The sequence below is a fragment of the Pseudomonas sp. H3_C08 genome (assembly GCF_054669455.1).
Window position 1 is genome coordinate 4,593,780 of record NZ_CP162803.1, and the last position, 19,702, is coordinate 4,613,481.

The following is a 19,702-nucleotide window of genomic DNA, read 5'->3' on the forward strand; positions in this document are numbered from 1 at the left end:
ATACCGGCCATGAGCGCCACTCATCACAACGCCGACAATTGCTCCATCGGCCAGCGCGCCTGCACGCTGATCGCCAGACTTTCCTGCTGACCGGCCTGCAAACGCTGGCAACCGGCAAAGGCGATCATCGCGCCATTGTCGGTACAGAACTCCGGGCGTGCATAAAACACATCGCCCTTCATGTCGCCGAGCATCTTTTCCAGCGAAACACGCAACGCCTTATTGGCGCTGACGCCGCCCGCAATCACCAGACGCTTCATGCCGGCCTGCTTCAGGGCACGCTTGCACTTGATGGTCAAAGTCTCCACCACGGCCTGCTGGAACGCCAGCGCGATGTCGCAACGGGCTTGCTCGCTGTCGTCCCCGGCGTTGACGCACTGCTGCCAGGCGTTGAGCGCAGAGGTTTTCAGACCACTGAAGCTGAATTGCAGACCCGGGCGATCACACATCGGACGCGGGAAGGTAAAACGTCCTGCGACGCCCTTCTCGGCCAGCTTGGCGATTTCCGGCCCACCCGGATAATTGAGACCCATCATCTTCGCGGTTTTGTCGAATGCCTCACCGGCGGCATCATCCAGCGTCTCGCCGAGCAAACTGTATTGGCCAATGCCATCGACCTGAACCAGCTGCGTATGACCGCCGGAGACCAACAAAGCGACGAACGGGAATTCGGGCGGTTTCGGCTCCAGCATCGGCGCCAGCAAGTGGCCTTCCATGTGGTGCACGCCGAGCGCCGGAATGCCCCAGGCAAACGCCAGTGCCTGAGCGCAGGAAGCGCCGACCAGCAATGCGCCAACCAGGCCAGGACCCGCGGTATAGGCGATTGCATCGATCTCGGTCGGTACGCAGTCAGCCTCGGCCAACACCTGACGGATCAAGGGCAGCATGCGTTTGACGTGGTCACGCGAGGCCAGCTCCGGCACCACGCCGCCATAAGCGCGGTGCAGGTCGATCTGGCTGAACAGTGCGTCGGCCAGCAGGCCGCGTTCGCTGTCATATAATGCGACGCCGGTTTCGTCGCAGGAGGTTTCTAATCCCAGTACTAGCATGGGTTTGCGCCTTGTTTAGGCTGAATTCGAAGGCGCGCATAATAGTCGCCGCGTGATGCCCCGACCAGCGGTTTTCGATCAGAGGCTTTGCATTCCGAGCGATGAGGGGTTAACATCCGCAACCCTTAAAAACCGACGTCTTCAAGTGCTCTTTTGCCGCGAGGATGTTGACCCCGGTAATGAATGAAGGTAGCTCTGGATGCCAGCCGTCAAAGTTAAAGAGAACGAACCCTTCGACGTAGCTCTGCGTCGTTTCAAGCGCTCCTGCGAAAAAGCCGGTGTACTGGCTGAAGTTCGTAGCCGCGAATTTTACGAGAAGCCAACTTCTGAGCGTAAGCGCAAAGCAGCAGCCGCTGTTAAGCGTCACGCCAAGAAAGTTCAGCGCGAACAGCGCCGCGCCGTTCGTCTGTACTAATACACAGACGTTCGTAGCAAGCTTCTTGCCTAAGCCCGGCTCTCAGCCGGGCTAATGGCATTTGCGTAAAACGCTTGATGCTTCACCGTCGAAGCCGCACACGCGACCAAGACGAATCTGCTTCACACGTCAGACCTGGCTCTTTTGCCAGCGGTGCACGTCTTTTCTGACGAGCCTTTCAAGGCTACTGACGAGCACACCCACTGATTCCTCTTACGACGATCAGCCCAAGGCACCTGCATGCGTGCCCGCTTTATTGAGCGATCCGAGGCCCTGAACCGGCCGTCAGCGGATTCAGCGCAACACTTTCAAATAGTCGACGACTGATGAGTACTAACGTCAGTGGATTTTCGGCAGATACACTTCCCGACAGCGATTACGCAGACGACACCGGTCGAGCCGCACATTTTGCGTGCTTCAAACAATGACCCGCGTCCGGCAGCCTTTCGCATCGGACTTATTACAGCGCAGACGACGAGAACGCCATGGCCGGGCTGATTCCCCAGAGCTTCATTGACGACCTGCTGAACCGCACCGACATCGTCGATGTGGTCAGTTCGCGCGTGCAATTGAAGAAGGCCGGCAAGAACTACACCGCCTGTTGCCCGTTTCACAAAGAGAAAACGCCGTCTTTCAGCGTCAGCCCCGACAAGCAGTTCTATTACTGTTTCGGCTGCGGCGCCGGCGGCAATGCCCTCGGCTTTCTCATGGATCACGACAACCTGGATTTCCCCCAGGCTGTCGAAGATCTGGCCAAAGCCGCCGGCATGGAAATCCCCCGCGAAGAAAGCGGCCGCGAGCGCAAGCCACGGCAGCCGACCGATTCGCCGCTGTATCCACTGCTCACCGCCGCCGCCGACTTTTACCGGCAGGCGCTCAAGAGCCATCCGGCACGCAAAGCTGCAGTGGATTACCTCAAGGGACGCGGCCTGACTGGCGAGATCGCCCGGGATTTCGGCCTCGGTTTCGCGCCGCCGGGCTGGGACAATCTGTTCAAGCACTTGAGCAGCGATACATTGCAGCAGAAGGCCATGATCGACGCAGGCCTGCTGATCGAGAACGCCGAAACCGGCAAACGCTATGACCGCTTCCGCGATCGCGTAATGTTCCCGATCCGCGACACCCGCGGGCGGATCATCGCTTTCGGCGGCCGCGTACTCGGCGACGACAAGCCGAAATACCTGAACTCACCGGAAACCCCGGTATTCCATAAAGGCCAGGAACTCTATGGCCTCTATGAAGCACGCAAGAACAACCGCAACCTCGACGAAATCATCGTCGTCGAAGGTTACATGGACGTCATCGCCCTCGCACAGCAGGGGCTGAAGAATGCCGTCGCGACGCTGGGCACCGCGACCAGCGAAGAACATTTGAAGCGCCTGTTCCGCGTCGTACCGAACGTGTTGTTCTGTTTCGACGGCGACCAGGCCGGCCGCAACGCCGCGTGGCGCGCCCTGGAAGCAACGCTTTCAAGCCTGCAAGACGGCCGCCGGGCGCGCTTTTTGTTTCTGCCCGAAGGCGAAGACCCGGATACCCTGGTGCGCGCCGAAGGCACTGACGCCTTCAAGGCCCGGATCAATCAGCACGCTCAGCCACTGGCGGATTATTTCTTCCAGCAATTGACCGAAGAAGCCGATCCGCGCTCGCTCGAAGGCAAGGCCCACATGGCCACCCTCGCCGCACCGCTGATCGACAAAGTGCCGGGCGCCAACCTGCGTATTCTGATGCGTCAGCGCCTGACCGAAATCACCGGCCTGAGCAGCGAAACCGTCAGTCAGCTGGCACAAAGCGCGCCACAGGAAGCGCCGCCCGCCTACGATCCGGGCATCGATTACGATGCGATGCCGGACTACAGCGACTACCATCAGCCGCAAGCACAGGATATGTATGTGCCGCAGCAGGAGTGGACGCCGAAAAAGCCCGGCGCTGGCGGCAAGAAGTGGGACAAAAAACCCTGGGACAAGAACGGCAAACGTGGCGGTGATCGCGATCAGCAGCGCCCGCGCACACCGATTGGCGTCGAGTCGCCAACCCTGACCGCCCTGCGCACACTGCTTCATCACCCACAATTGGCCAAGCGCGTCGAAGATGCCGGGCACATTGCGGACGAGAATCAGACCAACGCCCAGTTACTTGTGGCCCTGCTCGAAGCTGTACAGAAGAATCCCAAGCTAAACTCATTTCAGTTGATCGCGCGATGGCACGGCACTGAACAGGGACGCTTGCTCAAGGCTTTGGCAGAAAAGGAGTGGCTGATTGACGGCGATAACCTTGAACAACAGTTTTTCGACACCATTACTAGCTTGTCAGCCCGCCAACGCGAGCGAAATCTGGAACAGTTGCTCAGGAAAGCGCGTCAAAGCGAACTGAGCGTTGAAGAGAAAAACCAACTGCGCGACCTACTAAGTCGCAATGTTTCCGCATCAAACCCGACCTCAACTGGCGCGTGAGGTCATAGCTCAGGTATAATCCTCGGCTTGTTTTTTGCCCGCCAAGACCTTCAGTGGATAGGGTGTTATGTCCGGAAAAGCGCAACAGCAGTCTCGTATTATTGAGTTGATCAAACTGGGTCGTGAGCAGAAGTATCTGACTTACGCCGAGGTCAACGACCACCTGCCCGAGGATATTTCAGATCCTGAGCAGGTGGAAGACATCATCCGCATGATTAACGACATGGGGATCCCCGTACACGAGAGTGCTCCGGATGCGGACGCCCTTATGTTGGCCGACGCCGATACCGACGAGGCCGCTGCGGAAGAAGCAGCCGCTGCGTTGGCAGCGGTGGAGACCGATATCGGTCGCACCACTGACCCTGTGCGCATGTACATGCGTGAAATGGGTACGGTCGAGCTTCTGACTCGTGAAGGCGAAATCGAAATCGCCAAGCGTATCGAAGAGGGCATCCGTGAAGTGATGAGCGCAATCGCGCACTTCCCTGGCACGGTTGACCACATTCTCTCCGAGTACACCCGCGTCACCACCGAAGGTGGTCGCCTGTCCGACGTTCTGAGCGGTTATATCGACCCGGACGACGGCATTGCGCCGCCTGCCGAAGTGCCGCCGCCTGTCGAAGCTAAAGTGGCGAAAGCCGACGACGACACCGACGACGATGAAGCCGAATCTTCCGATGACGAAGAAGAAGCCGAAAGCGGTCCGGATCCGGTCATCGCTGCCCAGCGTTTCGGCGCCGTGGCTGACCAGATGGAAATCACCCGCAAGGCCCTGAAAAAGCACGGTCGCAACAACAAGGCAGCGATTGCCGAGTTGCTCGCACTGGCCGAGCTGTTCATGCCGATCAAACTGGTGCCGAAGCAATTCGAAGGCCTGGTCGAGCGTGTCCGCAGTGCCCTGGATCGTCTGCGTCAGCAAGAGCGCGCGATCATGCAACTGTGCGTACGTGATGCACGTATGCCACGCGCCGATTTCCTGCGTCAGTTCCCGAGCAACGAAGTCGACGAAAGCTGGTCCGACGCCCTGGCCAAAGGCAAAAGCAAATACGCCGAAGCCATTGGTCGCGTGCAACCGGACATCATTCGTTGCCAGCAGAAACTGATCGCGCTGGAAACCGAAACCGGTCTGACCATCGCAGAAATCAAGGACATCAACCGTCGCATGTCGATCGGTGAGGCCAAGGCCCGCCGCGCGAAGAAAGAGATGGTTGAAGCCAACCTGCGTCTGGTGATCTCGATCGCCAAGAAGTACACCAACCGTGGCCTGCAATTCCTCGATCTGATCCAGGAAGGCAACATCGGTCTGATGAAAGCGGTAGACAAGTTCGAATACCGTCGTGGTTACAAGTTCTCGACTTATGCCACCTGGTGGATCCGTCAGGCGATCACTCGCTCGATCGCCGACCAGGCCCGCACCATCCGTATTCCGGTGCACATGATCGAGACGATCAACAAGCTCAACCGCATTTCCCGGCAGATGTTGCAGGAAATGGGTCGCGAACCGACCCCGGAAGAGCTGGGCGAACGCATGGAAATGCCTGAGGACAAGATCCGTAAGGTATTGAAGATCGCTAAAGAGCCGATCTCCATGGAAACCCCGATCGGTGATGACGAAGACTCCCATCTGGGTGACTTCATCGAAGACTCGACCATGCAGTCGCCAATCGATGTCGCCACTGTCGAGAGCCTGAAAGAAGCGACTCGCGAAGTGCTGTCCGGCCTCACTGCCCGTGAAGCCAAAGTACTGCGCATGCGTTTCGGTATCGACATGAACACCGACCACACACTCGAAGAAGTGGGCAAACAGTTTGACGTAACGCGTGAGCGGATCCGTCAGATCGAAGCCAAGGCGCTGCGCAAGCTACGCCATCCGACGCGAAGCGAGCATCTGCGCTCCTTCCTCGACGAGTGATACCAGAACCCCCGGCCCAGGCCGGGGGTTTTGTTTATATGGCAGATTAAATCCCTCGCAACACCCCTCCCCCGCATACCCCGTCTACACTCGAAACAATCATCCCCGAGCCATAACGAGAGCGTTATGCCCAGATTGGCGTCCGTGCTTTTTTTGCTGTCACTGATGATCTGGACCGCAACGGCTGACGCGCTGACTCTGACCGATGAAGAACGTAGCTGGCTGGCGGCTCACCCGGACTTGCGCCTGGGTGTCGATGCGTCGTGGCCGCCCTTTGAGTTTCGCGACGATCAGAGCCGCTATCAGGGCCTGGCTGCCGACTATATCGACGTGATTCGCCAACGCCTGGCAATTAAATTGACGCCCATCGAACCGGTGAGCTGGACGGTGGTGCTCGAACAGGTCAAATCGGGCAAGATCGACCTCCTACCCGGCATCATGTCCACCCCCGAGCGCCAGACCTACCTGTCGTTCACCCGCCCGTATCTTGATTTTCCGATCGTCATTCTCGCCCACATCGGCGGCGCGCAACCGCGCAAGCTCGACGACCTGTACGGTTTGAAGATCGCCGTGGTGGAAAACTACGCGCCCCACGAACTGCTGCGCACCCACCACCCCGATCTGAACCTGGTGGCCATGCCCAATGTCAGTTCGGCATTGCAGGCGTTGGCGACCGACGAAGTGGACGCCGTCGTCGGTGACCTCGCGTCCAGCGTCTGGAGCCTGCGCCAGCTCAAGCTCGACGGTCTGTACGTCAGCGGCGAAACCCCTTATCGCTACCAACTGGCGATGGCCGTCCCCCGCGATAACAAGATGCTGGTGGGGATTCTCGACAAAGTCCTCGCAGACATGAGCCCTGATGAAATCAGCAGCATTCAGGAGCACTGGGTCGGCAACGTCCTTGATCATCGGACATTCTGGTCAGACCTGCTGATCTACGGTTTACCGGGTCTGTTGCTGTTGGTGACGATTCTCGCCGTGGTGATCCGCATCAACCGCCGCCTGAGTTCGGAAATCGCCCGACGTATCGACCTCGAACAGGAACTGCGCAGCAGCGAATACCACTATCGTGGCCTGGTCGAGAGCCTGTCGGCCATCGCCTGGGAAGCGCGGATGAGCGACTTCACCTACAGCTATGTGTCGCCCCACGCCGAAGACTTGCTTGGCTATCCACAATCGCACTGGCTGATTCCCGGTTTCTGGCACAACATCATTCACCCGGCCGATCTGACCCGTACACAAAGTTACTGCAAAGAAGCGCTTCGCCAGGGTCGCGATCACATCGTCGACTATCGGGTGATAACCGCTGATGGCCGCTGCCTGTGGGTGCGCGACATCGTCAGCCTGATCGAGCATGGCCATGAGCCGGTGATGCGCGGCCTGATGATCGACATCAGCGAAATCAAGCGCACCGAAGAGGCGCTGCGACTCTCGGAGCAAAAGTTCGCCTCGGTGTTTCAGCAATGCCCGGACATTCTGGTGATTGCACGACTGTCCGATGGCTGCCTGCTGGAGGTCAACGAAGCGTTTGAAGAACAGATCGGACTGAAAGCCGAAGAAGTGCTGGGCCAAACGGCGACCGAGCTGAATATCTGGGGGATTCCCGGCGTCGGTCCCGGATTGCTGCAGCGCCTGCAGGCAGGCAGCATTCGTAATCTGGAGATGCCGTTTCGCCGCAACAATGGCCAACTCTTTACCGGCCTGATTTCCGCCGAGCCGTTTGATCTGGACACTACACCCGCGCTTGTCGTCGTAGTACGAGACATTACCCAACTCAAGGAAACCCAACAGCAACTGCAAACCTCCGAAGAGAAATTTGCCAAAGCCTTCCATGCTTCGCCGGACGGTTTGCTGCTGTCACGCCAGAGCGACGGCCTGCTGCTGGAGGTCAACGAAGGATTCAGCCGTATCACCGGTTTCAATAGCGCCATGTCGGTGGATCGCTCGGCACTGGATCTGGGAATCTGGGTCAACCTCAACGAACGCAAACAGATGCTCGATCTGTTGCATCGCGACGGCTTCGTCCGTGACTTCACCTGCCATATCCGCCGCAGTGACGGGCAGATCCGCCTCTGTGAAGTATCTAGCCGTCCACTGCCGATTGGCGAAGATGACTGCATGCTGACCATCGCCCGCGACATTACCGAGCGGCATCTGATGCAGGAAAAACTGCAACAGGCCGCCACCGTGTTCGAAAGTACCGCTGAAGGCGTATTGATCACCGACACCCAACAACACATCAGTGCGGTCAATCGCGCTTTCACCGAAATCACTGGTTACAGCGAAAGCGAAGCGCTCGGGCATACGCCGCGCCTGCTCGCCTCCGGCCTGCATGACAGCGCGTTCTACGCGGCAATGTGGCACCAGTTGACCGACGAAGGTCACTGGCAAGGCGAGATCTCCAACCGACGCAAGAACGGCGAGCTGTACCCGAGCTGGCTGACCATCAGCGCCGTGCGCAATCGAGACAGGTTTATTACCCACTTTGTCGCGGTGTTTGCCGACATCTCCAGCCTCAAACATGCACAAGCCAAACTCGACTATCAGGCGCACCACGACCCGCTTACCGGTCTGCCAAACCGCACGCTGTTCGAAAACCGCTTGCTGATGGCACTGAACAGCCAGCAGGAAAACGGCAGTCAGGGCGCCGTGCTGTTTCTCGATCTCGACCGCTTCAAACACATCAATGACAGCCTCGGCCACCCGGTCGGCGATCTGCTGCTCAAGGGCATCGCCGTGCGCCTGAAGGAGCAATTGCGAGACATCGATACCGTGGCGCGTCTGGGCGGTGACGAATTCATCATTCTGTTACCCGGCCTGCAACAGGCCAGCGACGCCGACAACATCGCCACCAAACTGCTCAACTGCTTCGGTGCGCCATTCCAGGCCGGTGAGCATGAGTTCTTCATCAGTGCCAGCATCGGCACCAGCCTCTATCCTCGAGACGGTTGCGACGTCGCCACGCTGGTGAAAAACGCCGACGCGGCGATGTACCGCTCCAAGGCCAAGGGTCGCAACCGCGTCGAGAGCTACACCCGCGACCTCACCGCCCAGGCCAGCGAGCGCATTGCGCTTGAGCATGAACTGCGTCGGGCCATTGAACGTGATGAACTGTTTCTCTACTACCAACCAAAAATCAGCCTCGACGATCATCGTCTGGTCGGTGCCGAAGCGCTGATCCGCTGGCGTCACCCGACCTTCGGCGACGTGCCACCAGAACACTTCATTCCGCTGGCCGAAGAGAACGGCATGATCCTGCAGATTGGTGACTGGGTGCTCGAGACGGCGTGCCGGCAAATGTTCGAATGGAGTCAGGTCTACGACAGCCTCGGCCCGCTGTCGGTGAACCTCGCCGGTGCGCAATTGCGTCAGCCGAATCTGCTCGGACGCATCGAACAGCTGCTCAACGACAACCGCCTGCAACCGGATTTACTGCAACTGGAAATTACCGAGAACTTCATCATGAGTCAGGCCGAAGAGGCGTTGGCGGTGTTACACCAGCTCAAACACCTCGGCGTTCAATTGGCGATTGATGACTTCGGCACCGGATATTCTTCGCTCAGTTACCTCAAACGGCTGCCGCTGGACATCCTCAAAATCGACCAGTCGTTTGTCCGCGGACTGCCCGATGACCCCCACGATGCGGCCATCGTCCGGGCGATCATCGCACTGGGCCGGAGCATGCAGTTCACGGTTATCGCTGAAGGTGTGGAAACCCAGGCACAACAACAATTTCTCGCCGCCGAAGGCTGTGAACAGATCCAGGGCTACATCGTCAGCCTGCCGCTGCCGCCGGAAGAATTCGCAGCAACGTTTCTTCGTGTAACCGTATCGGATTTTTCGGATAGCACAGCCGAGAAACCGTCGCTATAATCCGCGACCTACTGAGGGCCTATAGCTCAGTTGGTTAGAGCAGAGGACTCATAATCCTTTGGTCCACGGTTCAAGTCCGTGTGGGCCCACCATACTCAAAGCCGCGCATTGCGCGGCTTTTTAATGCCTGCAACAAAAACCGCTAGACCAGTCCTATAGTCCAAAGGTACAAATTCGGTACAGTGCCGGCACAGCGGCATGCCTTTGGAGTAGAAAAATCATGGCCACCCTCGTCAAAACAGCTGCCGGCACCTGGAAAGCTCTGGTGCGCAAAACAGGCTGGCCGACCAACACCAAAACGTTCCGTACAAAACGCGACGCCGAAGACTGGGCACGCCGCACCGAAGACGAAATGGTCAGAGGCGTCTACATCCAACGTAGCGGCTCCGAGCGCATGACCTTGGAAATGGCACTGAAACGCTACCTGAAGGAAATCAGTCCAACCAAGAAGCCAACCACCCAACGCGCCGAAGCGACTAAAGCTCAACAGCTGATTAGCCATCTGGGTAAATACTCCATGGCTGCTCTCTCCGCTGAAATTATCGCCGGCTACCGCGATACCCGCTTGGCATCGATCACCAATCGCGGCAAGCCCACCAGCAACAACACTGTGCGCCTGGAGCTGGCCCTGCTCAGCCACCTGTTCACTGTGTCGATTCAGGAGTGGGGCTTGGGACTCAGCTTCAACCCTGTGCTGAATATCCGCAAACCAAGCCCCGGCGAAGGCCGCGACCGCCGCCTATCTGCAGAAGAAGAGCGTCGCCTTCTGACGGCCGTAAACAATCACAGCAACCCCATGCTTGGCTGGATCGTTCGCATCGCCCTGGAAACCGGCATGCGTTCATCTGAGATCACATCGCTACACAGAAATCAGGTCGACATGAAAAAGCGTGTGGTGCGCCTTTCAGACACCAAGAATGACAGCGCACGCACTGTCCCACTCAGCAAGTGGGCCACAGAGACCTTCCAGATAGCACTGAACAACCCTGTACGCCCCATCGACTGCGACCTGGTGTTCTTTGGCGAGCGAGGTAAAAACGGCAAGCGTAGCCCCTACGCATTCACCAAGACATGGGGATTGCTGAAGGCCAAGCTAGGCATGCCCGACCTGCGCTTCCACGATCTGCGCCACGAAGCGGTCAGTCGGCTGGTCGAGGGTGGCCTATCCGACCAGGAGGTGTCAGCCATCAGCGGCCACAAATCAATGCAGATGCTCAAGCGCTACACGCACTTGCGGGCCGAGGATCTAGTAAGCAAGTTGGATAAGCTGGACGCCAGGAATTCCTGACTTCATCGTCAGTCATTAGAAGCTCTAGCCACTTTTCCCCCGGCTGAGAATCCGCCGGGTGAAAAGCGGCTCACACTAGACGCCATTTTGGACTAACGCATGCCCATCAGACGAACCAATCCATCTACTGTGCCTTTGCTAAGTCCCACCTCTTTAGCGATAGCTGCGACCGGCAGTCCACGCCGCAGTGCGCTCCGAATATCGTCCCTAACGCGCTCAGGCACCTGCGCTTCGCCTATTCGCGGGTCAATGTAACTACCAGCATGGTGAGCGTTAACCAGCTCCACTAGGCTTTTCTTGGCTTTTGATATTGCCTGGCGCGAAACACCCAAGCGCTTTGCCATATCAGACTGACGGAGCCCCTCACCATGCATAAGCCAGACTTTCTCACGCAGCCCCATAGCAGCACCGCTGCTTGACGCTATTGCATGCAGGCCTGAATGCACCTGGTCATAGGCTGTCTTTCGCACTTCTTGCATATCAGCGGCCTCGGGAGGCCGAAAATTAACCGCAAAATCAGACCTAGCTAACCCCATCAGCACAGAAAGGTGGCGTTGAAACGCTGCCTTGTAACGGAGATCCGCATGATATTTAGATGAGCCAGGTTTATGGATCGAGCAATATCGATTGCTTAAATTCCCAGCAATCATTCTCTCGGCGCGCAACCTTTCAAATACACGACCAAGCTTTGTAGCCTCTGCTGTCGAGATCAAAGTGGCTGCAGGAGGAAGTTGCCGGTTTGTTTTCAGCATCAGAGCCTGTGCCCACCTTACGTCCTGCTCATCCTCAGCGAGACTGCTAGAACGAAACACCGCGCCAATCTCCTGCCGCTCTTGAGCATCAATCTCCTGCAGCCTTTTAGACCTGATGCTTTCTCGCCAACAGAGTTCGCAGAACACCGTACCCTGCGGACGGGTACGGTCATCTACAAGTGCATCAAAATCCCTCAGCGCCTTAGTGAGCTTGGGCCTGAAGTGCCTCAACAATCGAAACAACTCACGCACCGACTCGAGAGCACCGAGTAAAACACTAGCGTCGGGAAGCGGAGCACCCGACGGATCAAGCAAGCTGCGAATGGCAAACCTCAAGTTTGAATCCCACCGCTCCAAGTTCAAAAGCTGCCAGTCGATCTCAGGCATGCTTTCTGGCTTAGCACCGACAAAATCACTCACAACAATCTCTATAGCCAGCGTGGTATCGCCATTTCCAGCTGGCGTCATGTAGGGGATCACTCCGAAAAGCGGTGGCCGCTGCGCCACCTCCGACAAACGAATTCCCGCCAGCAACGCCCTTGCCCACTCGCCTTTGTAGCTCTCGATGCAGTCGTCAACGACTCCATCGAGGTGCTCCCGAATTAAAGACCAGATTGGGTAGCGCCTGGAGGTAAGACTTGAAGATGCAGAAAGGCTCGAAAGAACCTCCTTGAAGCCCGAAGCGAAATCAGGCGAGCAGCGGGGATCGCTAGCGAAGCTAGTCAACAGGTGATCGAGGTAATCAGCGCGCGCCATGTCAACCTATAAGTTAAAAATACTCACCTCATTCTAGGAGTAATTACTCGTAATGTTCCACCTACATTACTCAAGTAGGTGCAGGGACATGACAACCGAAGAACTAATTCTTTCCAGCAATGGCGGGTCTCCACTTCTCTCGTTATCGCAGGTAGCTGAGATCCTTCACCGCAGCCCTGAGGGCCTGCGCATTACGCTGTCCGGGGATAATGAAATCGCCCGAAACCTAAAGCCATGCAGAATAAAAATTGGTCGCCGCGTTTACTTCCGCGTCACGGGCATCGCTCGTTTTATTGACGAAGCGTGAGGCGAGCCCGTGTCTGCGTTGGCCGCACTGACGCGATTGGGAGAGTCGTTTTCCAACCGATCGCCCAACCTGCCGGCAATACAACAGGATGCGCCTCAGACTGAAATCCTGCTGACTAGCTGGCCAGATGAAGTCCGGGGCATACCCAATATCACACTCCGCTCAGCGCTCTTTGGCTCCAGTCGATCCAGTAGCCAGGCGTACCTCCAACGCGCCGAAATTTACACTCAAAGGCCTACGCAGATGCGATACACCGGTCCGCGACTAGATCAAGGCGACTTGGATGTCTGGATTACACTACTGCATATCGCACGCCGGAAAGCGATGGGGAAAGCCTTCAAAACCAGCGCGTATGAGCTACTGAAACAGCAAGGGAAGACAGACGCCGGCAACAATCGGAAGACGCTCTACAAACGCCTTTTCCGCCTCGCAGCGGCCACGCTTGAGATACGCGCCTCTCGACACTCCTACACCGGCGGCCTGATTGACTCAATGTACAGGGACGAGATTACACATGAGCTCGTCATCACGCTAAACCATGAGCTTTGCAAACTGTTTGGGCCAAATGACTTTACTCACATTGACTGGTCCGTTCGCCGGAGCCTGAACTCAAAACCCCTCGCGCAATGGTTGCATGGCTATTTATCGAGTCATGCCGAGCCCATACCAGTATCAGTTAACACGCTCATGCTGATGGCCGGCAGCCTGGACGAATCAGCATCCAGCCGAGAACAGAATCTCCGAAGAGCATTGGACTCTCTGCAACGAGCCAGCGATCTTCATGGACAGCCGTTCAGCTATGAGATCCGAGGCGGCAACGTACACATTAGGAAAACACCAAGCAGTAGCCAATCCAGGCACCTAGGAAGGAAAGGCAGTGGCTCCAAACGGAAAATAGATACCGTACCGTTGGCTAGGCAGTCCCGTACTCTCGACTAGGAATTACCGTGCCGTCGGCTAGAAAATGCCGTACCGTTGGCTAAATTACCCACAACCGAAATCCTCTACACCCCCCGGATCTGCTGGGCTCTACAAAAAGCGTGCGCGCCCTTAATCCTTTCTAATCATTTTAATCCGGCTCGGTGATTACTATGAGCAAGGTCGAAACAAGCAGCGGGAACGTCTATGACGATCTTGGCGTCCCCGAAGCCGAGGCCATGCAGGCCAAAGCACAGATAGTGGCGTTGATGTGCCAGGCAATTGAGGCAAAGCGGATGTCGCTCGATCATGCAGCCAGGGCGCTAGGAACCACCAAGAATGAGCTGGATAGACTACTGGCCGGTCACTTTCAGGCTTCCTCAATCGACGAACTGAAACGCATGCAAAAGGAGATCCAGGAGTTCACGAAGACTTGACTAGCGTGTCCGTCGATCAGCCCTGCTACTGGTGCCCCGCTGAACGCCCAACGCACTTCACCCGCAGCGAAAAAGGGAAAGATTCCGGCTAGTCCAGGATGAGCCAATAAAACCAACGGTTTCAGGGCCGATTATGAGGGAAGGATTCCGGCTCAATCGCTTAACGTTCTGAAGCCTGGATTTAGATACACCGGCCCAGTCAGATGACATCGGCAGCGGGGACAGTTCGGATCGATTGTCACATTGGTGATAATTAGTAATCAGCCCTGAGAGCTCGGTAGTCACCACTATCAACTGATAAATGGCCCTACTATCCCCATTGACCTGCGCGCCTTCTCCACTCAGCACGTGCCAAGAGATAGCCGGAATCTTTCCCCCTTTCCATGATCCGCGCATCAAGCATACTTTGGCTCTTAAATTTAGCTAAGAATGACAAACACATGACAATGTCCCCACAAATGCCTGACAAATGCCTGACAGCGCATTCGATTCCTGACAAATGTCCTGCAAAGGCCTGACAAACACATGACAGCCAGACAAAAGCAACAACTCAATAAAAAATACAGGCACGCCATGGATGTATACACATCCCGTACCAAAGGGGTTCCCTTTGAAACCCTGGCTCTACGAGCCAAAATCAGCACCAGCGTCGACGGAGACCGCCATGGGCGACATGGAGATAAGCGTGGGCAATGGGAGTTTTTATCGAGACATAGGCTTAGCCGCATCTGAAACCCACTTACTCAAAACAGGGCTGGCCACAGCCTTAATGCATTACCTGAAAGTGAAGGGCTGGGATGCTTCCAAAGCAGCAACGAGCGCTGTGTTTTTACTGCTCGATTCTCAACAAGCTCGCCCCGAATGAGCAATCCCCTGAGTAAAACCGCATCGCAAACTGTACTCAGCTACTCAGATTTACGATGCCATACCCTAGACCTGACCTCTCCGTTAAAATGCCAGCCTTTCTCGCAGTCGGAGCAATGCAGTGATGGAACACTCGGACACCTTCCTCACAAAACCGACGGTACTGAACGCGCCAATTACCAGCTGCTCCTCACCGAGCTATGCAGTCCACTTCATCCCGCCGCCGATCACTGAAAAAGCATCGAAACGTGCGACACAAAGCGCCATTGGTTGCGTACCATGCTTTGCCTAATCAGCATGAGCTAAGAATCTACCAAAGCCTTGCACCGACTAAAAACGTCGAGACAGATTGTCCGGCATAGCTTGAATAGAAGGGGGCTTAATGCCGTTTCTCGATTGGGTCAACAAGAACCAGGCCAAAGGCACGCCGCGCGAGGTGCCATATCACCTCCTCAGACGTCAGAGCACTTACGGCGATAACGCCGACGCGACTGAAAGCCTTATTATCCAGGGCGACAACCTGCTGGCTCTAAAAGCGCTACTGCCCTTTTATGCCGGCCAGGTGAAGTGCATCTTCATTGACCCACCGTACAACACAAAAAGTGCTTTCGAGCATTACGACGATAACCTGGAACACAGTCAGTGGTTGTCTATGATCTATCCGCGTTTAGTGCTACTACGCGAGCTACTGGCCGAGGACGGCAGTATCTGGGTGTCGATTGATGACAACGAAGCTCATTATCTCAAAGTCGTCATGGATGAAGTATTTGGCCGATCCAATTTCGTCACTACTGTAGTTTGGGAAAAAACGACAAGCGCCAGAAACGATGCTCAGCTCTTTTCTGCCGATCAAGACTACATCTTGGTGTATTCCAAAAACCCAACTCAGTTTTCTCTAAATCGACTAGAAAGAACTGAAAGCTCTAACAAAGCTTATAAAAATCCTGATAACGACCCTCGCGGGCCTTGGCGCGAAATCGATTACAAATGCGCAAAAACTGCTGATGAGCGCCCAAATTTGTACTATCCGATAACCCACCCAGTAACTGGGGAGGATGTTTGGCCAAGGCGAAGTCGCGTATGGGCATACGGGCAGCCAGAGCATCAGCGCCACCTACAGGAAGAACTATTATGGTGGGGAAAAACTGGCAACTACACCCTGCCGAAGCTCAAAAAATTCCATACGGATGCTCCCGCTGGACTTGTACCACGAACTCTTTGGTTCGCCGCTGACGTAGATCAGACTCGTACAGCCAAAAAAGAAATGAAAGACCTATTCCCAGATGATCCTTTTACGACCCCCAAACCTGAGCGCCTACTTCAACGAGTTATCCACCTTGCCACAAATCCGGGTGACCTAGTTCTGGATTCCTTCCTTGGCTCAGGTACAACAATTGCTACCGCCCACAAAATGGGTCGCCGTTTTATTGGCATCGAGATGGGGGAGCATGCCAAAACCCATTGCGTTCCTCGCTTGGAAAAAGTCGTCGCAGGCGAGCAAGGTGGAATCAGCCAAGCAGTCAACTGGCAGGGTGGTGGTGGATTTTCTTTTTACACTTTAGGCGACCCTGCCTTCGATGAAGATGGCCGGCTCAACACAGCGGTGAAGTTCGCCACCCTAGCGGCCTATGTCTGGCATGTTGAGACTGGGATTCCCGGTCAACAGACTTTTAATAGTCCGTTATTAGGCGTACATGATGGAGTTGCCTACTTCTTGCTCTACAACGGTATTCTGGGTGACCGGCGACCGAGCGGCGGTAATGTGCTGACCAGCGCCATCCTTACTTACCTTCGCGATATATGCCCGGCTGACCTTCCCTTTATGGTGTATGGCGAAACCTCACGCATTGGCCCTGCACGACTAGCAGCAGAGAACATCCGCTTCAAACAAATCCCTTACGACGTGTCGATGCGCTGAGACCAAGTCCATGTTGCAGCTGAAAAAATATCAAAATGATGCGTTGACGGCTTTGGTCAACTTCCTCAAGCGTTGCCGTAATATTCCTGTTGCCGAGGCGTACCAAGAGGCGATGCAGTCGCAAAAGCGCGCTGGCGAGGCTTATCACGAAATCTTCCCCGAGATCCCCTGCGTCTGCTTGCGTGTGCCCACGGGCGGCGGCAAAACACTACTCGCTGCGCACTCGGTAGCTTTGGTCGGCAAAGCTATCAAGGACAGCGATGCACCGATTGCCCTCTGGCTAACGCCCTCAGACACGATTCGCTCACAGACACTGGAGGCACTATCCAACGCTAAGCACCCTTACCGGCAGGCACTGGCACATTACTTCGGTGATCGAGTGCAGGTATGCGACCTGGATAGCCTGCAAAGAGTCAGTAGCCACGATATTGGCAAAGCCTGCATCATCGTAGTAGCTACCATCCAGTCTCTCAACGTATCAGACACCAGCAAACGCAACGTCTACTCATTCTTTGAGGAACTAGGCGAGCACTTTCGCGACCTCCCCCCTGCACTCTCGACAGGATTGGAGAAAGTAACCGAAGCCGATCTGACCAATCAGACTTTTCTGACCGAAAAAGATCTCGGCCGGGTGAAGTGGTCGGTAGCGAACTGGATTCACCTACACAGACCGTTGGTTGTAGTAGATGAGGCCCACAACAACCGTACTGACCGCTTCTTCAAAACCCTGGGCCGGCTTAATCCGAGCTGCGTGGTCGAGATGACCGCTACCCCGGTGGCCGGTAACAACGTCCTCTATCACGTATCTGCGCAGGAGCTGCGGGCCGAGCAGATGATCAAACTGCCCATCGTGCTAGCTGAACACCCTGAGGGTTGGCGCGAGTGCCTGCGCGACGCCATTTTGACCCGCAATGGCCTGGAAATAGTTGCCCAGAAGGAAGAGGACTACATCCGACCTATCGTACTGATTCAAGCCATGCCGAAGGGCGGCGAAGCGACAGTTGATGTAGTTAAGCAACACCTGGTTGAGCAGGAAGGTATTCCGGCAGAACAGATTGCGATTGCCACCGGTTCACAAAAAGAACTGGATGGGATAAATCTGTTCGACCGCGCTTGCGTTGTGCGCTACGTCATCACTATCGAGGCATTAAAAGAGGGCTGGGACTGCTCCTTCGCCTATGTACTCTCCAGTCTGCAGTCCGTCGAATCAGCCAAGGATGTGGAACAGCTACTGGGCCGGGTATTGCGCATGCCTTATGCCAAAGACCGCAGCCAGGCACCTTTGAATAAAGCCTATGCCCATATTGTGGCCACCAATTTTGCCCAGGCAGCCAGCAACTTGAGAGATCGCCTTGTCCAGAACATGGGCTTTGAGCGCCTGGACACTGCCAGCATCCTGATTCCCCAACAACCGCTCGCACTGACTGGTGGCTCGGGCGGAACAGCGCCAACAACTGGCCAACACGCGCAATCCTCAGTCCTCCCGGACTGCCATGTTGAATTACCTGCCATCCCACAGACCTCACATTGGCCGGAGGAGCTGAAAACCCTAGTTGAGATTCATCCAACGTCACAGGGGGCCACCCTAGTACTCAAAGGGGATGTGGATAGCGAAACACTGAAGCAGGCCGAAGCATTTATCAGCGCAACACTAACTGCCAAGGCTAAAGCCAAGGTTGCCCAGCAATTTGCTGACCACCGCGCGATACGCCAAGCGATGCGCGCCCCTGCGCAACTGGGTATCCAGTTTCAACCGATTCCACAACTTTGCCTGAACTTGGAAGGCTACCTGGAGGTGATTGAGAGAGACACCCTAGCCGAGCTAGGTGACTGGAGCTTGCTGGACTACCCGGTGCAGCTAGCCAATTTTGCTATTCACGAGACCGTCAACTCGTTCGAGATCGATGTAAACGGCGAGAAGGTCAAGTTCAAGCATGTCGACACTCAGCAGCTCAAACTTAATGAGGTAGCCAGCCATATTAGCGAGCAGGACTTGATCCGCTGGCTGGATATCCAGGTTCGACAATCTTATGTATCGCAGCTTCAGCTCCAGGCTTACCTAGTAAAGATGGTTAGCCACCTTATCCACGAACAACACCTGAGCCTCACCTCACTGGTGCGCGCCCGCTTCCAGTTGGCGGACGCTATCAAGTCCGAAATTGAACGTCTGCGCCAGTTGGCAATGCGCAAAGGATTTCAGGGGCGCTTATTTGAGATGGCCGTTCCAACGCTGGAGGAAATGGCGCAGTACAGTTTTACGTTCGACCCTGGTAAGTACCCAGCCCGGAACCTGTATCAGGGCAGCTATGAGTTCGACAAGCATTTCTATCCAGTCATCCACGATCTGCGGGAGAAGACTGGTGCAGGCAAGCCTGCCGAGGAATACCGCTGCGCAATGGCCATTGATGCCCACCCCAAAGTTAGGCATTGGGTACGCAACATCGAACGGCAGCAGCAATGCTCATTCTGGCTACCAACCTCGACTGACTACTTCTACCCTGACTTCGTGGCCGAATTGGATGATGGCCGCGTTCTGGTAGTAGAGTACAAAGGCGAGCCCTATAAAACCAACGATGATTCCAAGGAAAAAATTCAGGTTGGTCAGCAATGGGAAAAGTCTAGCAACGGACGCTGCCTATTTTTGTTTGCAGTTGAGGTCGACGATAAAGGTCGGGATGTATTCAAGCAGGTTTCAGACAAAATCTCAGATAAAGGTCATAAGGTACCCTCACAGACCAAGTCCCCCCCAAAAAACTGAGCACC

At 55.8% G+C, this 19,702-nt stretch carries 13 protein-coding genes and 1 tRNA gene; 12 read left to right on the forward strand and 2 right to left on the reverse strand.

Going from position 1 to position 19,702, the window contains the following annotated elements:
• Window positions 1-23: 23 nt before the first annotated feature.
• Window positions 24-1,049 carry a tRNA (adenosine(37)-N6)-threonylcarbamoyltransferase complex transferase subunit TsaD gene (gene tsaD, locus AB4N74_RS21065; protein ID WP_093441977.1) on the reverse strand — a complete coding sequence of 342 codons (1,026 nt, stop codon included), beginning with the start codon at window positions 1,047-1,049 and terminating at the stop codon, window positions 24-26.
• 199 nt (window positions 1,050-1,248) lie between these two features.
• Between tsaD and rpsU the strand changes: the two genes are divergently transcribed.
• From rpsU to AB4N74_RS21095, 6 genes are all read left to right on the forward strand, one after another.
• Window positions 1,249-1,464, forward strand: a complete 216-nt coding sequence (gene rpsU / locus AB4N74_RS21070) for a 30S ribosomal protein S21 (RefSeq protein ID WP_002551877.1) — start codon at window positions 1,249-1,251, stop codon at window positions 1,462-1,464.
• 485 nt (window positions 1,465-1,949) lie between these two features.
• Window positions 1,950-3,914 (forward strand): DNA primase, encoded by a 1,965-nt coding sequence (dnaG, locus tag AB4N74_RS21075; protein WP_093441982.1) that lies wholly within the window; start codon window positions 1,950-1,952, stop codon window positions 3,912-3,914.
• A gap of 67 nt (window positions 3,915-3,981) precedes the next feature.
• Window positions 3,982-5,826 carry an RNA polymerase sigma factor RpoD gene (gene rpoD, locus AB4N74_RS21080; RefSeq protein WP_093441990.1) on the forward strand — a complete coding sequence of 615 codons (1,845 nt, stop codon included), beginning with the start codon at window positions 3,982-3,984 and terminating at the stop codon, window positions 5,824-5,826.
• A gap of 126 nt (window positions 5,827-5,952) precedes the next feature.
• The gene (locus AB4N74_RS21085) at window positions 5,953-9,699 is read left to right on the forward strand and encodes a bifunctional diguanylate cyclase/phosphodiesterase (protein WP_460097109.1); all 3,747 of its coding nucleotides are present in this window, start codon (window positions 5,953-5,955) and stop codon (window positions 9,697-9,699) included.
• 15 nt (window positions 9,700-9,714) lie between these two features.
• Window positions 9,715-9,791, forward strand: a tRNA-Ile gene (locus AB4N74_RS21090).
• A 128-nt stretch (window positions 9,792-9,919) separates the two neighbouring features.
• Window positions 9,920-10,987: a tyrosine-type recombinase/integrase gene (locus tag AB4N74_RS21095; protein WP_460097111.1), complete on the forward strand. Its 1,068-nt coding sequence runs from the start codon at window positions 9,920-9,922 to the stop codon at window positions 10,985-10,987.
• A 92-nt stretch (window positions 10,988-11,079) separates the two neighbouring features.
• On the opposite strand, the gene AB4N74_RS21100 is transcribed toward AB4N74_RS21095, so the two are convergent.
• Complete coding sequence (locus AB4N74_RS21100) at window positions 11,080-12,495, reverse strand: MarR family transcriptional regulator (RefSeq protein WP_460097112.1); 1,416 nt, start codon at window positions 12,493-12,495, stop codon at window positions 11,080-11,082.
• Window positions 12,496-12,583: 88 nt separating this feature from the next.
• On the opposite strand from AB4N74_RS21100, the gene AB4N74_RS21105 reads away from it, so the two are divergent.
• The 6 genes from AB4N74_RS21105 (at window position 12,584) to AB4N74_RS21130 (ending at window position 19,697) form a co-directional block, all read left to right on the forward strand.
• Window positions 12,584-12,802: a DNA-binding protein gene (locus AB4N74_RS21105; protein WP_223541374.1), complete on the forward strand. Its 219-nt coding sequence runs from the start codon at window positions 12,584-12,586 to the stop codon at window positions 12,800-12,802.
• A gap of 9 nt (window positions 12,803-12,811) precedes the next feature.
• Window positions 12,812-13,741, forward strand: coding sequence for a plasmid replication initiator TrfA (gene trfA / locus AB4N74_RS21110; RefSeq protein ID WP_460097114.1), 930 nt, complete (start codon window positions 12,812-12,814; stop codon window positions 13,739-13,741).
• A gap of 152 nt (window positions 13,742-13,893) precedes the next feature.
• Window positions 13,894-14,157: an XRE family transcriptional regulator gene (locus AB4N74_RS21115; protein WP_460097115.1), complete on the forward strand. Its 264-nt coding sequence runs from the start codon at window positions 13,894-13,896 to the stop codon at window positions 14,155-14,157.
• Window positions 14,158-14,821: 664 nt separating this feature from the next.
• Window positions 14,822-15,022: a hypothetical protein gene (locus AB4N74_RS21120; RefSeq protein ID WP_460097117.1), complete on the forward strand. Its 201-nt coding sequence runs from the start codon at window positions 14,822-14,824 to the stop codon at window positions 15,020-15,022.
• A gap of 381 nt (window positions 15,023-15,403) precedes the next feature.
• Window positions 15,404-16,939 (forward strand): site-specific DNA-methyltransferase, encoded by a 1,536-nt coding sequence (locus AB4N74_RS21125; protein ID WP_460097118.1) that lies wholly within the window; start codon window positions 15,404-15,406, stop codon window positions 16,937-16,939.
• Window positions 16,940-16,949: 10 nt separating this feature from the next.
• Entirely contained in the window at window positions 16,950-19,697 is a 2,748-nt protein-coding gene (locus AB4N74_RS21130; protein WP_460097120.1) for a DEAD/DEAH box helicase family protein, read from the forward strand.
• Window positions 19,698-19,702 lie beyond the last annotated feature (5 nt).